This window comes from Tabrizicola sp. (genome assembly GCF_016792905.1).
Classification (GTDB): Bacteria; Pseudomonadota; Alphaproteobacteria; order Rhodobacterales; family Rhodobacteraceae; genus Tabrizicola.
Window position 1 is genome coordinate 1 of sequence record NZ_JAEULP010000053.1, and the last position, 17,953, is coordinate 17,953.

Genomic DNA, 17,953 nt, shown 5'->3' on the forward strand with positions numbered 1-17,953 from the left:
GTTTCCTTTCGACATCAGGCCCAGCACCTCCAGCTGGCGCCAGTTGACATATTTCTCGCTCCAATTGCACCAGAGATCGCGCTCGCGGGCGATGCCTTCGCGGTAGGCGCGGTATTCGTGGCTTTCGGCATAGTGCTGGCCACGCGCCAGCTCCTCGGCGGCCTTGGCGGCGAAGGTGTCGAGGAATTTCGCATGCAGGAGCACGCCGGAGGCGCGTTCGCCGCCCTGGTCGTCGTAAGTGAGGTTCAGCGCGCGGGGCAGCATCATGTGGGTCGAGGAGACATAGGCGTAGGAGCGGTGCCACTTGACGAGCGGCGTCTTGTTCATTGCCGGGGCGTGTTTCGGGCGGTCGGGGAAGAAGAGCCGCGCGCGGGGGCCCCCCTGGATCCAGAGGTTGCGATACAGGGGGTTGCGGTTGATCAGGTAATTGCCGCTGTCGAAATATTGGGCGATTTCAAAGGGATTCTGCCCCTCTGCATAGGGCTGTTCGTGCATCGCGCCCTTGGGATACATGTCCAGCAACATCGCGCCGAAGCAGGGGGTTTCCGCGCTGTCGAGCCAGTCGGTGAGGGCACGCAGGGGGCGGGTCTCGCAGAACGGGTAGACGAGGAATTCGTCCACGTCGACGGTCAGGCACCAGCGGCCATGGCCGTGGCGGCGGAGGAGATGCATCATCCAGTCCATGCCGAAGCGCGATTGCTTGTAGCCCGCGGTGGCGGACCAGACCGAGACGTCGGGCTGTTCGGCGAGGAATTCGCGGGTGCCGTCGGTCGAGCCGTTGTCGACGATCAGGAAGTGGTTCACCCCGAGGCGGCGGTAGTAGGCGAGGAAGTAGGGCAGCCGGATACGCTCGTTCCGCATGGTGGAGAAGAGAAGGATCGGCCGCGCGGGAAGGCTGGCGGTGCGGTCGGCGACGGGGGTCAGCTGACGGCGGCGGCGCCAGGCGCGGGCCAGAAGATAGCGACGTCGGCTGCGGAGGCGGATCAGCGAGATCAGGCCCATGTCCGCCCCGCGTCCTGGGAATGTCCCGTCATATCCAGCCGCCCCGCGACATCAGGCCCAGCGCCTCCAACTGCCGCCAGCCGGTGTAGCGGGTGGAAGCGTCGCAGTGCAAGACCGGGTCGGCGGTGAGGCGGTCGTAGTAGGCGGCATACTGTGCGGCATCGCCGAAATGCTCGCCCCGGGTCTTTTCCTCAGCCGAGCGGTCGGTGATGCCGGGCAGGAACTTGGTGTGCAGAAGCACGCCGGAGGTCAGCTCTCCGCCATCCGTCGCATAGACCTTGTTCAGGCGCGGTGGCAGCAGGGAATGGGTCGAGTTCACATAGGCATAGCGCCAGTGCCAGCGAACGAGCGGGGTCTTGTTCAGCGTGGGGGCACGGCGGGGGTCGGCGGCGAAGAAGGCCCGGGCCCGGGCACCGCCCTGGATCCACAGGTTCCACATCCGGGGCTGGACCTGGACCTGATAATTCCCGGCGTCGAACCAGCACAGGTGACGGATCGGGTCGTCCTCTGGTCCGACGGCGCCCTGCGACACTGGCCCTTCGGGATACAGGTCCAGCGTCAGGGCGCCGAATGCATCGCGGCCCTGCCCTTCCAGCCAGCCGGTCAAGGCAGGCAGCGGCCGCGTCTGCCAGTTGGGGTAGATCAGCAGCTCGTCAGCATCGAGCGTCAGGCACCAGTGGCCATGCCCGTGCCGCATCTGGAGCCAGGTCAGCCAGTCCATTCCGAAACGCGAGGCCTTGTAGCTGGCGGGGGTCTGCCAAAGCGAAACATCCGGCTGTTCGGCAAGCAGCCGGTCGGAGCCGTCGGTGCTGGCGTTGTCGATGACCAGAAAATGCCGGACGCCCAGCGTGCGGTGATGGCGCAGGAAGTGCGGCAGGCGGTGAGCTTCGTTGCGGAGGCAGAGGAAGCAGAGCACGTCGCCGGGAGCGATCCGGCCGGTGCGGTCGATCAGGAGTGAAAGCTGGCGGCGCTTGCGAAAGGCGCGCAGCATCAGAACCTGGCGCCGCGTACGCAGCTTCAGCGCCAGGATCGCGCTGGTCAGCCCGGAACCGGGAGGATCAAGTTCGCCGATAGGGCAGGCATGAGGCAAGCCCCGGGGAAAGCTGTGCGCAGTCTTTTCCCGGGCCGCCAAACCTATTGCGCGGCCTTCTGCATTGCGGTCAGCGCGTGCAGGAAATCGGCGAACTCCTCGCCAAATTCGGGGCGCGACAGGCCGAAAGCGACGGTCGCCTGGAGGAAGCCGATCTTCGAGCCGCAATCGTAGCGCTGGCCGCGGAAGCGCAGGCCAAAGACGCTGCCGGGTTTCTTCGTTTCCTGCGCGATGGCGTCGGTCAGCTGGATTTCCCCGCCCGCGCCCTGCTTGATCTTGTTGAGGTTTGTCAGGATCTTGGGCGTCAGGATGTAGCGCCCGATGACCGCAAGGTTCGACGGCGCGTCTTCCGGCTTCGGCTTTTCCACCATGCCCTTGACGGTGACGATCTGGCCCTTGTCCTCGGCAATGTCGAGCACGCCGTAGCTGGAGGTGCGTTTCGGCGCGACTTCCATCGCCGCGACCATGCAGCCGCCGGTTTCGGCATGGGCCTCGACCATCTGTTGCAGGCAGGGGGTTTCGGCGGCGATCACGTCATCGGGCAAAAGGACGGCGAAGGGCTCGTTGCCGATCAGGCGGCGGGCGCACCAGACGGCATGGCCAAGTCCCATCGGGCGGTTCTGCCGGACATAGGCGATGGCGCCCGAATCCATGTTGGTGTCCTTGAGGATTTCCAGCAGGTCGGTCTTGTTCTTCTTCTTCAGCTCGGATTCCAGTTCCGGCGCGTGGTCGAAGTAATCCTCCAGCGCGGATTTCCCGCGCGAGGTCACGAAGATGAATTCCTTGATCCCGGCGGCGCGGGCCTCGTCGATGGCGTACTGGATCAGGGGCCGGTCGACGAGCGTCATGATCTCTTTCGGGATCGACTTGGTGGCGGGCAGGAAACGCGTGCCGAGGCCTGCGACAGGAAATACCGCCTTGGTGATCTTTCTGGTTTTCATGACTCGTCCTAACCCCGTCTGGTCTGACTAATAACTCGGGCGCAATCTGGTTTGCAGGCGAATCTGACCTTAAGCGGGCAGCGCCGCGGCAATATTCGTAAACTGCATCAGTCCGTCGATCTTCGCACCAAAAAACGACCGAAAGAAGACAATCCAGACCTGCAAAACCGATGCTCAGCCTTGGGTTGCAGCGAGCATCTGCTCGATGATGGCGACGTCGGAGGGGTTGTTCAGTTCCCAGAACTGGCGGCCCTGTGCCTCGACCTCGACGCAGAGGACGCGACGGCCGTTCTCCAGGAAGCGAAGCTGTTCAAGGCCTTCCAGCGTTTCCAGCGGGCCGGTGGGCCAGGTCGGATAGGCCGCCAGTGCGGCGGGACGGTAGGCGTAGACGCCGACATGGTGGAAGACGGGCGTGGGTTCGTCGGCTGCGTAGTCGCGACCGGTGTAAGGGATGACTTCCTTGGAGAAATAAAGCGCACGGCCCCCGGCGCCGAAGACGGCAGTGGTGCCGCCGACCCGGCCGGCCCGGCGGTCGGCAAGAAAGCCCGCGACGGCGCGGCCATCGCAGCGCAGGACGGGGGTGGCGATGTCGGCATCGGGGTCGGCGGCAAGTCCCGCGACCAGAACTTCCACGAACCAGGCGGGGGTCAGGGGGGCGTCGCCCTGCAAGTTCACGATCACGTCGTAGCCGGGGAGTTTCGCTGCCACCTCGGCGCAGCGCTCGGTGCCGTTTCGGGCGTCGGAGGAGGTCATCACCACCTCGGCCCCGAAGCCCCGTGCATGGTCGGCGATGCGGGCGTCATCGGTGGCGACGACGACGCGGTCGATGCCATTGACGGCCATTGCCGCCTCCCAGCTGCGGCGGATCAGGGTCTTCTCGCCATCGGGGCCCTTCAGCGCGACCAGCGGCTTGCCCGGGTAGCGGGTACTGGCATAGCGGGCCGGAATGGCGATGAGGGTCTTCATTTCAGCACCACGCCCGGGGCGAAGGCGATGAAGAACGGGTTGTCCCATCCGGGTTTGCCATAGGCGAGCGGCTGGTGGTCGTCGAAGCGGACGACCTCGCCCCCTGCCCCGCGCAGGACGGCGTCTCCCGCGGCGGTGTCCCATTCCATCGTGCGGCCGAGGCGGGGGTAGAGGTCGGCCTCGCCTGTCGCAACCAGGCAGAACTTCAGGCTCGACCCGGCAGAGGTCATGTCGCGGACGGCGTAGCGCGCGATGTAGTCGTCGGTCGCCTTGTCGCGGTGGGATTTCGAGGCCACCACCATCAGCGCGGCGTTGTCGGGGGTGGAAACCTTGAGAGGCGTCAGGGGACCGGGTTCGGGGCCGAAGGGTCCGGTTTCCTCGACCGAAGTGCCGTCGGGCAGGGTGTAGAACAGCCGCCCCTTGGCCGGGGCGTAGACGACGCCGCGGATGGGCACGCCATCCTGCACATAGGCGATGTTCACGGTGAAATCGCCGCGGCGCTGGACGAATTCCTTCGTGCCGTCCAGCGGATCGACGATGAGGAAGGTGCGAGCCGTCAGCGTATGCGAGGCCGCCTGCTCCTCGGTGATCAGCGGCACCTGCGGGAAGGCGGCGCGCAGGCCCTGCGAGATGACGGCATCGGCGGCAAGGTCGGCCTCGGTCACGGGCGAGGCATCGCCCTTGGCGCGGACCTCGAAATCGGGGCGCGCGTAGATGTCCATGATCCGGTCGCCCGCTTCCAGCGCCAGGCGGCGGAAAAGCGGCATCAGGTCGCTAAAATTCATCACGTCTCCTGTGGCGATTGATCATCGGTTCGCCCGCCCTTATCCTTCGCCGTCAACGGAACGGCAAGATTTCCTGGTACAGGATGCCGGACCTGACTGGGAAAGCGCATGTTCCGCCACAAGCCATTCGAACGGTCGTGGATCGGCCTGGGGTTCGAAACCCTGGAGCTGATCTACCATGTCAGCGTCCGCAACCTGCGCAGGTCCCACAACAATGCGATGCTTGGACTGGTCATGTCGATCGTCCAGTCGCTGATCATGCTGTTGGTCATGTTCTTCATGATGCAGTTGTTCGGCATGCGCCGGATCGCCGTCCGCGGTGATTTCATGCTGTACGTCATGTCGGGCGTGTTCATGTACATGACCCATATCAAGACCATCCGCGCAGTCTCCGGGGCGGACGGGCCGACCTCGGCGATGATGATGCACGCGCCGATGAACCCGATCATCTCGATCATGGGCGCGGCGCTGGCGGCGCTCTACCAGCAGACCCTGTCGGCCGCGGCGATCCTGTTCGTCTACCACGCCGCGTGGAGCCCGATCACCATCGACGAGCCGGTGGGGTTGCTGGGAATGCACCTCCTGTCCTGGTTCTCGGGCATCGGGATCGGCATGGTGTTCCTGTCGGCCAAGCCCTGGCAGCCCGAGCTGATCGGGATTGTCGTGTCGCTGTATACCAGGGCGAATGTCATCGCCTCGGGCAAGATGGTGCTGGCCAACAACCTTGCCCCCAACCGGCGCGCCTGGTTCGACTGGAACCCGCTGTTCCACACCATCGACCAGACGCGCGGGTTCGTCTTCCTGAACTACACGCCGCGCTATACCTCGTATGAGTATGCGATCTGCTACGCTCTGGTCTGCATCCTGATCGGGTTGATGGCGGAATTCTTCACGCGGCAGCATGCCTCGGTCAGCTGGGGCAAGGGACGGTGATCCGGCTCGTGCTCCTTTGGCTGACCCTGTTGACCGCGCCGCTGCGGGCCGAGGTCTATCCTGCCCTGCATAAGGTCACTGGGGTCGCGGCAGACGACATGCTCAACATCCGCGCAGCGCCCGACGCGGCGGCCGAGGTGATCGGGACGCTGGCGGCGGATGCGACCGGGGTCGAAGTGCTGGCCGAAGCGGACGGCTGGGGGCTGGTGAATACGGGCGACCGCAGCGGCTATGTCGCCATGCGCTTTCTGACCCGGACGGATGGCCCGGACTGGAACGCGCTGGAACCCCCGCTGACCTGCCTGGGAACGGAGCCGTTCTGGACGCTTCAGATAGATGCGAAGGCCGGCGAGACCCGGTTCCAGACGCCCGAGGACGAGGAAGCCCGTATCGCCCCGATCACCGCAAGCTGGCCCGCGCTGCCCTGGTCGCAAAGCGCCGCCATCGCCCTGCCCGACGGCATCGCCGTGCTTGCGCCCGCCGAATGCTCGGATGGCATGTCGGACCGTGCCTATGGCATTGCCGCCGATCTTTTCCTGACGGGACCGGACCGGACGCGGTTGTCCGGCTGCTGCCGCCTTGACCCGCCGTGAGGCGCGGCAAACCGTGCGCGCACAGTTTTAGGGATTTCCGCGCATCATTGCCGAAGAATCGCGATCCGGCCCGCAAGCCAACCGTTGCAGGCCCGAAAACGCCTGCCTATATACGCCACACACGGGCGCCGGGCCGCCAGACCTGACGTCTTCCTCAAGGTGGGGATGCCTGCTTTTCAAGGGTCCTTGCCGGAACATCGCCTGAAGTAAAGGGATACACACATGGCCAAAGTCATCGGTATTGACCTCGGGACCACGAACTCCTGCGTTGCCATCATGGATGGTTCGCAACCCCGGGTCATCGAGAATTCGGAAGGCGCGCGCACCACGCCCTCCATCGTCGGCTTCACGGAAAGCGAACGCCTGGTCGGCCAGCCCGCCAAGCGGCAGGCCGTGACCAACCCCACCAACACCGTCTTCGCGGTGAAACGCCTGATCGGCCGCCGCCTGGGCGATGCCGAGGTGGAGAAGGACAAGAAACTTGTCCCCTACAAGATCGTCGACGGCGGCAACGGCGACGCCTGGGTCGAGGTGCGCGGCGAGAAGTATTCGCCCAGCCAGGTCTCGGCCTTCATCCTGCAGAAGATGAAGGAAACGGCTGAATCGTATCTGGGCGAGACCGTCACCCAGGCCGTGATCACCGTTCCGGCCTATTTCAACGACGCCCAGCGCCAGGCCACCAAGGACGCGGGCAAGATCGCCGGTCTTGAGGTGCTGCGCATCATCAACGAACCGACGGCGGCCGCGCTGGCCTATGGGCTCGACAAGAAGGAATCGAAGACCATCGCCGTCTATGACCTTGGCGGCGGTACCTTCGACATCACCATCCTGGAAATCGACGACGGTCTTTTCGAGGTGAAGTCGACCAACGGCGACACCTTCCTGGGTGGCGAAGACTTCGACATGCGCATCGTCAGCTACCTCGCCGACGAGTTCAAGAAAGAGCATGGCGTTGACCTCACGCTGGACAAGATGGCGCTGCAACGGCTGAAGGAAGCCTCGGAGAAGGCCAAGATCGAGCTGTCGTCGTCGCAGCAGACCGAGATCAACCAGCCGTTCATCAGCATGGACAAGAACACCGGGCAGCCGCTGCACCTGGTGGTCAAGCTGACCCGGTCCAAGCTGGAAAGCCTGGTCGAAGACCTGATCAAGAAGTCGATCAAGCCCTGCCAGGCCGCGCTGAAGGATGCAGGTGTCTCGAAGGATGACATCGACGAGGTGGTGCTGGTCGGCGGGATGACCCGGATGCCGCGCGTGGTCGAGGAAGTGACCAAGTTCTTCGGGAAAGAGCCGCACAAGGGCGTGAACCCCGATGAAGTCGTGGCACTGGGCGCGGCCATCCAGGCCGGTGTCCTGCAGGGCGACGTCAAGGACGTGGTTCTCTTGGACGTGACCCCGCTGTCCCTGGGCATCGAAACGCTGGGCGGCGTCTTCACCCGGCTGATCGACCGCAACACGACGATCCCGACCAAGAAGTCGCAGGTCTTCTCGACCGCCGAGGACAACCAGAACGCGGTGACGATCCGCGTGTTCCAGGGCGAACGCGAGATGGCCGCCGACAACAAGATGCTGGGCCAGTTCAACCTGGAACAGATCCCGCCCGCCCCGCGTGGCGTGCCGCAGATCGAGGTGACCTTCGACATCGACGCCAACGGCATCGTGTCGGTGAAAGCCAAGGACAAGGGCACCAACAAGGAGCAGGCGATCACCATCCAGGCCTCGGGCGGTCTGTCCGACAGCGACATCGAACAGATGATCAAGGACGCCGAGGCCAACGCCGAAGCCGACAAGGAACGCCGCGAGCTGGTGGAGACGAAGAACCAGGGCGAAAGCCTGCTGCACTCGACGAAGAAGTCGCTGTCCGAACATGGCGACAAGGTCGATCCGTCGACGGTCGAGGCGATCGAGCTTGCCATGGGTCCGCTGGAAGACGCGCTGAAGGGCGAGGATGCCGGCAAGATCAAGAGCGGCATCCAGAACCTGACCGAAGCCGCGATGAAGCTGGGCGAGGCGATCTACAAGGCCAGCCAGGCGGAAGGCGGAGCTGCCGAGGACGAGCCGCGGCCGGTGGATGACGACGACATCGTCGACGCCGACTTCGAGGACCTGGGCAACAACAAGCGGAAGTAAGCCGCGAGGAACGGATGAAGGGGCGGTCTGGCAACGGGCCGCCCTTCGCCGGTTCCACATGGGGGTTTTGCCGTGGCAAAGCGCGACTACTACGAGGTCCTGGGGGCAAAGAAGGGCGCTTCGGCCGACGAGCTGAAGAAGGCCTATCGCGCCAAGGCGAAAGAGCTGCATCCCGACCGCAACTCGGACAATCCGCAGGCCGAGGCCCAGTTCAAGGAAGTGAACGAGGCCTATGAGGTCCTGAAGGACGACCAGAAGAAGGCGGCCTATGACCGTTTTGGCCATGCGGCTTTCGAAGGCGGCATGGGCGGTGGCCCGCGTCCGGGCGGCTATGGCCAGCAGGGCGATTTCGCCAGCGCGTTTTCCGACGTGTTCGAGGACCTGTTCGGCGATTTCATGGGCCGGGGGGGCGGCGGTGGCGGCGGGGGTCGGTCGCGCGCCCAGCGCGGGTCTGACCTGCGCTACAACATGCGCGTCTCGCTGGAAGAGGCCTATACCGGCAGCCAGAAGACCATCACCGTGCCCACATCCGTCACCTGCGACACCTGCCACGGGTCGGGGGCGGAAGGCGGGGCCGAACCCGTCACCTGCCCGACCTGCAACGGCATGGGCAAGGTCCGGGCGCAGCAGGGGTTCTTCACCATCGAGCGCACCTGCCACCAGTGCAACGGCATGGGCCAGATCATCAAGAACCCCTGCAAGACCTGCGGCGGACAGGGACGGATGCACAAGGAAAAGCAACTTTCGGTGAACATCCCGCAGGGGGTGGAGACGGGCACGCGCATCCGGCTGGCCGGCGAGGGCGAGGCGGGCTTGCGCGGCGGGCCGAATGGCGATCTGTACATCTTCCTTGAGGTGAAGGAACACGCGCTGTTCCAGCGGGACGGGGTGCATCTCTTCTGCCGGGTGCCGGTCTCGATGCCCACCGCCGCGATGGGGGGCGAGATCGAGGTGCCGACGATCGACGGCGGCAAGGCGCGGGTGAAGGTCCCCGCCGGGGCGCAGTCGGGCAAGCAGATGCGGCTGCGAAACAAGGGGATGCCCGCGCTGAGGTCCTCGAACACCGGCGACATGGTGATCGAGCTGGCGGTGGAAACCCCGGTGAACCTGACCTCGCGGCAGCGGGAGCTGTTGAAGGAGTTCGAGAAGTTGAGCGAGGAGAACAACCCGGAAGGCTCGTCGTTCTTTTCGAAGGTGAAGAGCTTCTGGGAGGGGATGAAGGGGTGATCCAGTCGTAGGGTGGGTGCCAACCCACCTTTCCTGCGTCCGTTAACCCTTCCTCAACCATGTCGCGGCAGGCTGCGGGGATGGTCCAGTCCTTCAACGAACCCTTCCTGCCCCTGGTCGCCCCCGCCGAGCCGGACGAGGCCGAGCCGTCCGTGCTCACCGGGCGGCTGCCCTCCTATATCGCCGACCACCGCCAGCGCCTGCGCGACCGTTTCATGGAAGGCGGTGGCGCGGCGCTGCCGGATTACGAACTCCTCGAACTGGTCCTGTTCCGTGCCATTCCCCGGCAGGACGTGAAGCCCCTCGCCCGCCTTCTCCTCGACACGTTCGGCGATTTCAACCGGGTCATCACCGCCTCGCCCGCCCGGCTGCAGATGGTCAAGGGCGCCGGTCCCGCCGTGGTGCTGGAGCTGAAGCTTATCGAGGCCGCCGCACAGCGGATGATGCGGGCGCGGGTGATGCAGAAGCCGGTGCTGTCTTCCTGGGACGCGCTGCTGGATTACTGCCATACCGCCATGTCCCACCGCGAGACAGAACAGTTCCGCGTCCTGTTCCTTGACCGCAAGAACCTTCTGATCGCGGATGAGGAGCAGGCGAATGGCACGGTCGACCATGTCCCCGTCTACCCGCGCGAGATCGTCAAGCGGGCGCTGGAGCTGAATGCCTCTGCCCTGATCCTTGTCCACAACCATCCGTCGGGCGACCCCACGCCCTCGGATGCCGACCTGTCGATGACCCGCCAGGTCCAGGATGCCTGCGAGGCGCTTGGGCTGACGCTCCACGATCATCTGATCATCGGCAAAAGCCGGGAATTGAGCTTTCGCTCACAGGGCTACCTTTAGTTCACGCCTTGCGCTACGCATGACGGATGCAGGACTTTGACCTTGTCATCTTCGACTGTGACGGCGTGCTGATCGACAGCGAGATCATCAGCGCCCGGATGCTGGTGGCCGAACTTGCGCGGCTGGGGCTGGAGATTGACTTGACCTATGTCGAGCGCAATTTCCTCGGCCGCAGCTATCCGGTGGTGATGGAGACGATCCGCCGGGAGTTCGGGCTGGACCTGCCGCCGGATTTCGAGACGCGCTACCGCGAGAACCTGCTGGCGGTGTTCAGGTCGGACTTGCGCGTCGTTCCGCATGTTCAGGACGTGTTGCTTGCCATGGCCGTGCCCTTCTGCGTCGCCACCTCGTCCAGCCCCCGGCGGGTCGAGCTTTCACTGGGGCTGGTCGGACTGACCGCGCTGGTTGGCGGCAGGGTCTATACCTCGACCATGGTCGCGCAGGGTAAACCGGCGCCGGACCTGTTCCTGTTCGCGGCGCAGAAGATGGGCGTGCGACCGGACCGGACGCTGGTGATCGAGGACAGTCTCACCGGGATTCGTGCGGGCCTCGCTGCCGGGATGACCGTCTGGCGTTTCGTCGGGGCCAGCCACCTGGGGCCGGACACGCCGGAAGAACCCGACGATGCCCGTCCGCACCGCAGGCTTGTCAGCTTCGCGGATTTTTTTCAGTTTGCCCCCACACTGAGATCCGCCAGGCAACCGGCATGAGCACCGAACCCACATTGCAGGATGAAGCGGCCCGCGCGGGCTGGCTGTACTACGTCGCGGGCATGACGCAGGACCAGATCGCCGCCGAACTGGGGGTCAGCCGCCAGCGGGCGCAGCGGCTGGTCAGCCGGGCGATGGCGGAGGGGCTGATCCATGTCCGGCTGAATCACCGGATCGGGGCCTGCCTGGACCTGGAAGCCGCCCTGCGCGACCGCTTCGGTCTGGACCGGGTGCGGGTAGCGCCGGGGCTTGGGGCGGGGGCCGACCCGGTCCGCGCCATCGCCCCGGCGGCGGCGGCGGAATTGGAACGTTTCCTGCGGATGTCCGACCCGCTTGTTGTGGCCCTGGGAACCGGGCGTGCCCTGCGCGGCATGGTCGACGCGATGGAGGAGATCGACGCGCCGCAGCACCGGCTGGTGTCGCTGATCGGGAATATCGCGCCGGATGGCTCTGCCAGCTTCTTCGACGTGGTGATGCGGATCGCCGACAAGGTGCGCGCTCCGCACTATCCGATGCCGGTCCCCGTGATCAGCCCGACGCCGGAAGAGAACGCGGCCTTCCACGCACTCGCCCCGGTCAAGAAGGTCGTGGCCTTGGCCGAGGCGGCGGACGTGTGCTTTGTCGGCGTGGGCCAGATGTCGAACGACGCGCCGCTTCTGGCCGACGGCTTCGTCACGCGCGCGGAACTGGACGAGATGCAGGCCGCCGGGGCCACGGGCGAAGTGGCGGGCTGGGTCTTCGACTCACAGGGTCGATATCTGGACTTTGGCACCAACCGGCGCACCGGCGGAGTACGCGTTGCGCCGGGGCTTGATCGGCCCTCGATCGGGATTGCTGCGGGCGCATCCAAGGTTCCTGCGATCCATGCGGCGATGAAATCAAAAATAATCAATGGCTTGGTGACAGACGAGCCCAGCGCCCACGCGCTGTTGGCCCGCGCCTGACCTTCGCACTTGCGGCGGAAGAGGGGGCTTGACGACTCTGGGTCAGTTGTGAGCATTTACCCATTAGGCGATGATTTGCTCATACGCTGATCCAGGGAGGATTACATGACCAAGACGCTTCGCGCCCTTATGGGTGCAACGGCTTTGTTCACGCTTTCGGGCGCGGCAATGGCCGAAACCACCATTACGGTCGCCACCGTCAACAATGGTGACATGGTCCGCATGCAGGGCCTGATGGACGACTTCAACGCCAAGCACCCCGACATCAAGGTGGAATGGGTGACGCTGGAAGAGAACGTCCTGCGCCAGAACGTCACGACCGACATCGCCACCGGCGGCGGTCAGTATGACGTGATCACCATCGGCACCTATGAAGTTCCGATCTGGGGCAAGCAGGGCTGGCTGGAAAGCCTGAACGACCTGCCGGCCGAATATGACGTGGACGACCTTCTCCCCGCGATCCGCGGCGGCCTGACGGTCGACGGCAACCTGATGGCGGCGCCGTTCTACGGCGAATCCTCGATGGTGATGTACCGCAAGGACCTGATGGAAGCTGCCGGGCTGACCATGCCCGACGCGCCGACCTGGGCCGACATCGAGACCGCCGCCAAGGCGATGACCGACAAGTCGAAGGAACAGTATGGCATCTGCCTGCGCGGCAAGGCCGGCTGGGGCGAGAACATGGCCTTCCTGACCGCCATGTCCAACTCGTTCGGCGCACGCTGGTTCGATGAAAAGTGGGTGCCGCAGTTCGACCAGCCCGAGTGGAAGGCGACCTTGGACTTCTACCTGAACCTGATGAACAACTACGGTCCTCCGGGCGCCTCGAACAACGGCTTCAACGAGAACCTGACGCTGTTCCAGCAGGGCAAGTGCGGCATGTGGATCGACGCCACGGTGGCGGCGTCCTTCGTGACCGGCAAGGATTCGACCGTTGCCGACAAGGTCGGCTTCGCGCTCGCCCCGGACAACGGGCTTGGCAAGCGCGGCAACTGGCTCTGGGCCTGGTCGCTGGCGATCCCGGCCTCGTCGGACGCCAAGGATGCGGCCAAGGTCTTCATCGACTGGGCGACCAACAAGGACTACCTCGCGCTCGTCGCGTCGAAGGAAGGCTGGGCCAACGTTCCTCCGGGCACGCGGACCTCGCTTTACGCGAACGAGGAATACGCCAAGGTGCCGTTCGCCAAGATGACGCTCGACAGCATCAACTCGGCTGACCCGACCGCTCCGACCGTGAAGCCGGTTCCTTACGTCGGCGTCCAGTTCGTCGCGATCCCCGAGTTTGCGGGCATCGCCACCACGGTTGGCGAAACCTTCTCGGCAGCGCTGGCAGGCCAGAAGACGGCTGACGAGGCGCTGGCGGAAGCCCAGACCTTTGTCACCGACGAGATGAAGGCCGCAGGCTACATCCAGTAACACCGACCCCGGGGGACACCTCCCAAGACCCCCGGGATCACCTTGGCTTGCGGACCAGCCCTTGGCCCGCAAGCCACTTCTCCAAAGCCGAAAACCTGTCTCGTCGCTTTGCGTGGTGCCGCCGGTTCCGCACCATTGCCCCATCGGTCGCTGACCCCGAAGATTCGGAGACCTGCCCCATGTCCACGCAATCCAGCCGCTTCGCCGCCCGCCTGATGGTGGCGCCCTCGGTCGGCCTTCTGCTGATCTGGATGATCGTGCCGCTGGCGATGACTCTCTACTACTCCTTCCGGCTGTATCGCCTTTTGTCGCCCGACCGGACCGGCTGGGTCGGGTTCAACAATTACCTGTGGTTCCTGAATTCCCCGGATTTCTGGCTGGCACTGTTCAACACGCTGGCGCTGGTGGGTGGCGTGCTGATCATCACCGTGGTCCTCGGCATGCTGATCGCGCTGCTGATCGACCAGCCGGTGAAAGGCCAGGGCGTGCTGCGCATCCTGGTCATCGCGCCCTTCTTCGTGATGCCGCCGGTGGCCGCCTCGATCTGGGAAAACCTGTTCATGCATCCCCAGAACGGGCTCTTCGCCGCCCTTGCCCGGGGTATTGGGGCCGAGCCGATCCTGTTCCTGGAAAACTACCCGATGCTGTCGGTCATCGGCATCGTCTCATGGGAATGGCTGCCCTTCGCGACGCTGATCCTGTTGACCGCGCTGCAATCGCTGTCGTCCGAACAGCTTGAGGCAGCCGAGATGGACGGGGCGAGCGCGCTCAGCCGCTTCCGCTACATCATCCTGCCGCACGCGACCCGGGCGATCACCGTGGTCATCCTGATCCAGACGATCTTCCTCTTGGGCATCTTCGGCGAGATCTTCACCACCACCCAGGGCGGCCCCGGCTCGGCCAGTACCACGCTCCCCTACATGATCTTCAAGCAGGCCATCGCGGCGAAGGACATCGGGCGGGCGGCGGCGGGCGGGATCATCGCGGTGATCCTGGCGAACATCGTAGCCTATTTCCTGATGCGCAGCATCGGCAAGCATCTCGACGCGTAAGGAGGCATCCATGGCACGCGCCGTCACCCCCCGCCGCAAGCTGATCACCACGATTGCCGCCTGGGCCGTCGCGCTGATCATCTTCTTCCCCGTCCTCTGGATGATCCTGACCTCGTTCAAGACCGAAGCCTCCGCCGTCGCCAACCCGCCCGAGTTCCTCTCGGCCGACTGGACGCTGGAGAATTACGCCGAGGTCTGGGCCCGGTCGGACTATCCGCGCTTCTTCTGGAACTCGGTCGTGATCTCGGTCGGCTCCACCCTCCTTGGCCTTCTGGTCGCGGTGCCCTCGGCCTGGGCCATGGCCTTCGTGCCGGGCAAGAAGACCAAGGACCTGCTGATGTGGATGCTGTCGACCAAGATGATGCCCGCCGTCGCGGTCATGATCCCGCTGTACCTGCTGTTCCAGCGGCTTGGGCTGATCGACACCAAGATCGGACTGGTCTTCGCGCTGATGCTGATGAACCTGCCGATCATCATCTGGATGCTCTACACCTACTTCAAGGAAATCCCCGGCGAGATCCTTGAGGCGTCGCGGATGGACGGGGCGTCGCTCTGGGGCGAGATCGTCCATGTCCTGACGCCCATGGCGCTGCCCGGCATCGCCTCGACCATGCTTCTGAACATCATCCTCGCCTGGAACGAGGCGTTCTGGACCATCGTCCTGACCACCACCAAGGCGGCCCCCCTCTCGGCCTTCATCGCCAGCTTCTCGGCACCGCAGGGCCTCTTTTACGCGAAACTCTCGGCGGCATCGGCCATGGCCATCATGCCGATCCTTATCCTTGGCTGGTTCAGCCAGAAGCAACTGGTGCGCGGCCTGACCTTCGGCGCGGTGAAGTGAGGAAATCATGGGCAAGATCGAACTGACCAAGGTCCGCAAGAGCTTCGGCGACGTGCATGTCATTCCGGGGATCGACCTGGAGATCAACGATGGCGAGTTCGTCGTCTTCGTCGGCCCCTCGGGCTGCGGCAAATCCACCCTCTTGCGGCTGATCGCCGGGCTGGAGGACACCACCTCGGGCACGATCGAGATCGACGGCAAGGATGCGACAAACCTGCCCCCCGCCAAGCGGGGCCTTGCGATGGTGTTCCAGAGCTATGCGCTTTACCCGCACATGACGGTGCGCAAGAACATCGCCTTCCCGCTGAAGATGGCGGGGATGGACCAGGCGGAACAGGACAAGCGGGTGGAGCGCGCCGCCAAGGTGCTGAACCTGGCGAACTACCTCGACCGCCGCCCGGGGCAACTGTCCGGTGGCCAGCGCCAGCGGGTTGCCATCGGGCGGGCCATCGTGCGCGAACCGGCGGCCTTCCTGTTCGACGAGCCGCTGTCGAACCTTGACGCCGCGCTGCGGGTCGGGATGCGGCAGGAGATCAGCGAGCTGCACCAGTCGCTGAAGACGACGATGATCTATGTGACGCACGACCAGGTCGAAGCCATGACCATGGCCGACAAGATCGTCGTGCTGAACGCGGGCAACATCGAACAGGTCGGCGCGCCCTTGGAGCTGTACAACAACCCGCGCAACCTGTTCGTCGCGGGCTTCATCGGCAGCCCGAAGATGAATTTCATCACCGGGGCCGAGGCCGCGAAGCACAACGCCCATACCATCGGCGTCCGGCCCGAACATATCAGCGTGGGCGATGGCCCGTGGGAGGGCGTGGTCGGCCTGTCGGAACATCTCGGCTCGGACAGTTTCATCAAGGTCGACGTGAACGGGATCGGGGTGATCAACGTCCGGGGCACCGGGGAACTGCACGTCCACCACGGCGACCGGATCAAGCTGGCCCCGGCGGGCAAGATTCACCGCTTTGATGCGAACGGGCTGGCACTGGCATGAGACTGAAGGACAAGACCGCCCTGATCACCGGCGCGGCGCGCGGCATCGGCCTGGCCTTTGCCCGCGCCTATCTGGCCGAAGGGGCGGAAGTTGCGATTGCCGACATCAATCTTGCAGCGGCAGAGAAGGCGGCGGAAAGCCTTGGTCCCAAGGCCCATGCCATCGCGCTGGACGTGACGAAGCAGGAGTCCATCGACGCCGCTTTCGCCGGGGCCGTGGCGAAGATGGGCAAGCTCGACATCCTGATCAACAACGCCGCGCTGTTTGTGGCCGCGCCGACGGTGGAAATCACCCGGGCGGACTATGACAAGCTCTTTGCCGTCAACGTGGCGGGGACGCTGTTCTGCCAGCAAGCGGCCGCGCGACACATGATTGCCCGGGGTCAGGGCGGGACGATCATCAACATGGCCTCACAGGCCGGCCGTCGGGGTGAGGGGCTGGTGGCGGTCTACTGCGCGACCAAGGCGGCGGTGATCTCGCTGACCCAGTCGGCGGGCCTGGACCTGATCAAGCATGGCATCAACGTCAACGCCATCGCCCCCGGCGTGGTGGATGGCGAGCACTGGGACGGGGTTGATGCCTTCTTCGCCAAATACGAAGGCAAGGCCCCCGGTCAGAAGAAGAAGGAAGTCGGCGAAGCCGTGCCCTTCGGCCGCATGGGTACCGCCGAGGATCTGACCGGCATGGCGATCTTCCTTGCCACGCCGGAAGCGAAATACATCGTCGCCCAGTGCTTCGGCGTGGACGGCGGCAACTGGATGGCGTGACCGATGAAAGCTACACTCCCCGCCTATGACCGTTCGAAACTCGCCCCCGGCATCGTGCATATCGGGCTCGGCAACTTTCACCGGGCGCATATGGCCGTCTACCTCGACGACCTCTTCGCCATGGGGCTTGGCCATGACTGGGCGATCCTTGGCGCCGGCGTGCGCGAGGGCGACGCCCGGATGCGCGATGCGCTGAAGGGGCAGGACTGTCTGTCCACGGTGATCGAGCTGGACCCCAAGGGCAAATCCGCCCGGCGCATCGGCTCTATGATCGACTTCCTGCCGGTGGAGCCGGACAATGCGGCGTTGATCGCGGCGATGTCGCGCCCGGAAATCCGGATCGTTTCGTTGACCGTGACCGAGGGCGGCTATTTCATCAACCCGGCGACCGGGGCCTTCGACCCCACGCATCCCGAAATCGCCGCCGATGCAGCGAACCCGCACCGCACCGCCTTTGGCGCGATCATCGCGGCGCTGAAGGCGCGGCGCGCGGCGGGGGTGCCGCCCTTCACGGTGATGTCCTGCGACAACCTGCCCGGCAACGGCCATGTGACGCAGAACGCGGTGATCGGCCTTGCCCGGCTGTCCGATCCGGCGCTGGCCGACTGGATCAAGGCCAATGTCGCCTTCCCCAACGGCATGGTCGACCGCATCACCCCCGCCACCGGACCGCGTGAACGCGAGATGGCGGCAAGCTTCGGCCTGGGCGACGAC

The 17,953-nt window shown here is 64.9% G+C and carries 18 protein-coding genes; 13 read left to right on the plus strand and 5 right to left on the minus strand.

Features of this window, described 5'->3' with window-relative positions; all coding sequences use genetic code 11:
* From JNL31_RS11150 to cysQ, 5 genes are all read right to left on the minus strand, one after another.
* A partial coding sequence (locus JNL31_RS11150) for a glycosyltransferase family 2 protein (RefSeq protein WP_294973239.1) occupies positions 1-1,002 on the minus strand: 1,002 nt, incomplete at its 3' end.
* Between the two features lie 28 nt (positions 1,003-1,030).
* Complete coding sequence (locus tag JNL31_RS11155; RefSeq protein ID WP_294973241.1) at positions 1,031-1,993, minus strand: glycosyltransferase family 2 protein; 963 nt, start codon at positions 1,991-1,993, stop codon at positions 1,031-1,033.
* A gap of 143 nt (positions 1,994-2,136) precedes the next feature.
* The gene (gene galU, locus JNL31_RS11160) at positions 2,137-3,033 is read right to left on the minus strand and encodes a UTP--glucose-1-phosphate uridylyltransferase GalU (RefSeq protein ID WP_294973243.1); all 897 of its coding nucleotides are present in this window, start codon (positions 3,031-3,033) and stop codon (positions 2,137-2,139) included.
* 174 nt (positions 3,034-3,207) lie between these two features.
* Positions 3,208-3,999, minus strand: a complete 792-nt coding sequence (locus JNL31_RS11165) for a manno-octulosonate cytidylyltransferase (protein ID WP_294973245.1) — start codon at positions 3,997-3,999, stop codon at positions 3,208-3,210.
* Positions 3,996-4,784, minus strand: coding sequence for a 3'(2'),5'-bisphosphate nucleotidase CysQ (cysQ, locus tag JNL31_RS11170; protein ID WP_294973247.1), 789 nt, complete (start codon positions 4,782-4,784; stop codon positions 3,996-3,998). Before cysQ ends, JNL31_RS11165 begins: the two co-directional genes overlap by 4 nt.
* 108 nt (positions 4,785-4,892) lie before the next feature.
* Between cysQ and JNL31_RS11175 the strand changes: the two genes are divergently transcribed.
* From JNL31_RS11175 to JNL31_RS11235, 13 genes are all read left to right on the plus strand, one after another.
* Complete coding sequence (locus JNL31_RS11175; RefSeq protein ID WP_294973249.1) at positions 4,893-5,717, plus strand: ABC transporter permease; 825 nt, start codon at positions 4,893-4,895, stop codon at positions 5,715-5,717.
* Entirely contained in the window at positions 5,714-6,310 is a 597-nt protein-coding gene (locus tag JNL31_RS11180) for an SH3 domain-containing protein (RefSeq protein WP_294973250.1), read from the plus strand. The genes JNL31_RS11175 and JNL31_RS11180 overlap by 4 nt, the downstream gene beginning before the upstream one ends.
* 222 nt (positions 6,311-6,532) lie before the next feature.
* Positions 6,533-8,440 (plus strand): molecular chaperone DnaK, encoded by a 1,908-nt coding sequence (gene dnaK / locus JNL31_RS11185; protein ID WP_294973251.1) that lies wholly within the window; start codon positions 6,533-6,535, stop codon positions 8,438-8,440.
* Positions 8,441-8,512: 72 nt separating this feature from the next.
* Entirely contained in the window at positions 8,513-9,667 is a 1,155-nt protein-coding gene (gene dnaJ, locus JNL31_RS11190; RefSeq protein WP_294973253.1) for a molecular chaperone DnaJ, read from the plus strand.
* Between the two features lie 80 nt (positions 9,668-9,747).
* Positions 9,748-10,509 carry a DNA repair protein RadC gene (gene radC, locus JNL31_RS11195; protein ID WP_294973268.1) on the plus strand — a complete coding sequence of 254 codons (762 nt, stop codon included), beginning with the start codon at positions 9,748-9,750 and terminating at the stop codon, positions 10,507-10,509.
* 26 nt (positions 10,510-10,535) lie between these two features.
* The gene (locus JNL31_RS11200; protein WP_294973255.1) at positions 10,536-11,219 is read left to right on the plus strand and encodes an HAD family hydrolase; all 684 of its coding nucleotides are present in this window, start codon (positions 10,536-10,538) and stop codon (positions 11,217-11,219) included.
* Positions 11,216-12,163 (plus strand): sugar-binding transcriptional regulator, encoded by a 948-nt coding sequence (locus tag JNL31_RS11205; RefSeq protein WP_294973256.1) that lies wholly within the window; start codon positions 11,216-11,218, stop codon positions 12,161-12,163. Before JNL31_RS11200 ends, JNL31_RS11205 begins: the two co-directional genes overlap by 4 nt.
* 105 nt (positions 12,164-12,268) lie before the next feature.
* Entirely contained in the window at positions 12,269-13,579 is a 1,311-nt protein-coding gene (locus JNL31_RS11210; RefSeq protein ID WP_294973258.1) for a sugar ABC transporter substrate-binding protein, read from the plus strand.
* A gap of 179 nt (positions 13,580-13,758) precedes the next feature.
* Positions 13,759-14,631: a carbohydrate ABC transporter permease gene (locus tag JNL31_RS11215; RefSeq protein WP_294973259.1), complete on the plus strand. Its 873-nt coding sequence runs from the start codon at positions 13,759-13,761 to the stop codon at positions 14,629-14,631.
* A 10-nt stretch (positions 14,632-14,641) separates the two neighbouring features.
* On the plus strand, positions 14,642-15,472 hold the full coding sequence (locus tag JNL31_RS11220) for a carbohydrate ABC transporter permease (RefSeq protein ID WP_294973260.1): 831 nt from the start codon (positions 14,642-14,644) through the stop codon (positions 15,470-15,472).
* Positions 15,473-15,479: 7 nt separating this feature from the next.
* Positions 15,480-16,472, plus strand: a complete 993-nt coding sequence (locus JNL31_RS11225; RefSeq protein ID WP_294973262.1) for an ABC transporter ATP-binding protein — start codon at positions 15,480-15,482, stop codon at positions 16,470-16,472.
* On the plus strand, positions 16,469-17,239 hold the full coding sequence (locus JNL31_RS11230; protein ID WP_294973264.1) for an L-iditol 2-dehydrogenase: 771 nt from the start codon (positions 16,469-16,471) through the stop codon (positions 17,237-17,239). The genes JNL31_RS11225 and JNL31_RS11230 overlap by 4 nt, the downstream gene beginning before the upstream one ends.
* 3 nt (positions 17,240-17,242) lie before the next feature.
* The coding region (locus JNL31_RS11235) for a mannitol dehydrogenase family protein (RefSeq protein WP_294973266.1) at positions 17,243-17,953 on the plus strand (711 nt) is incomplete at its 3' end.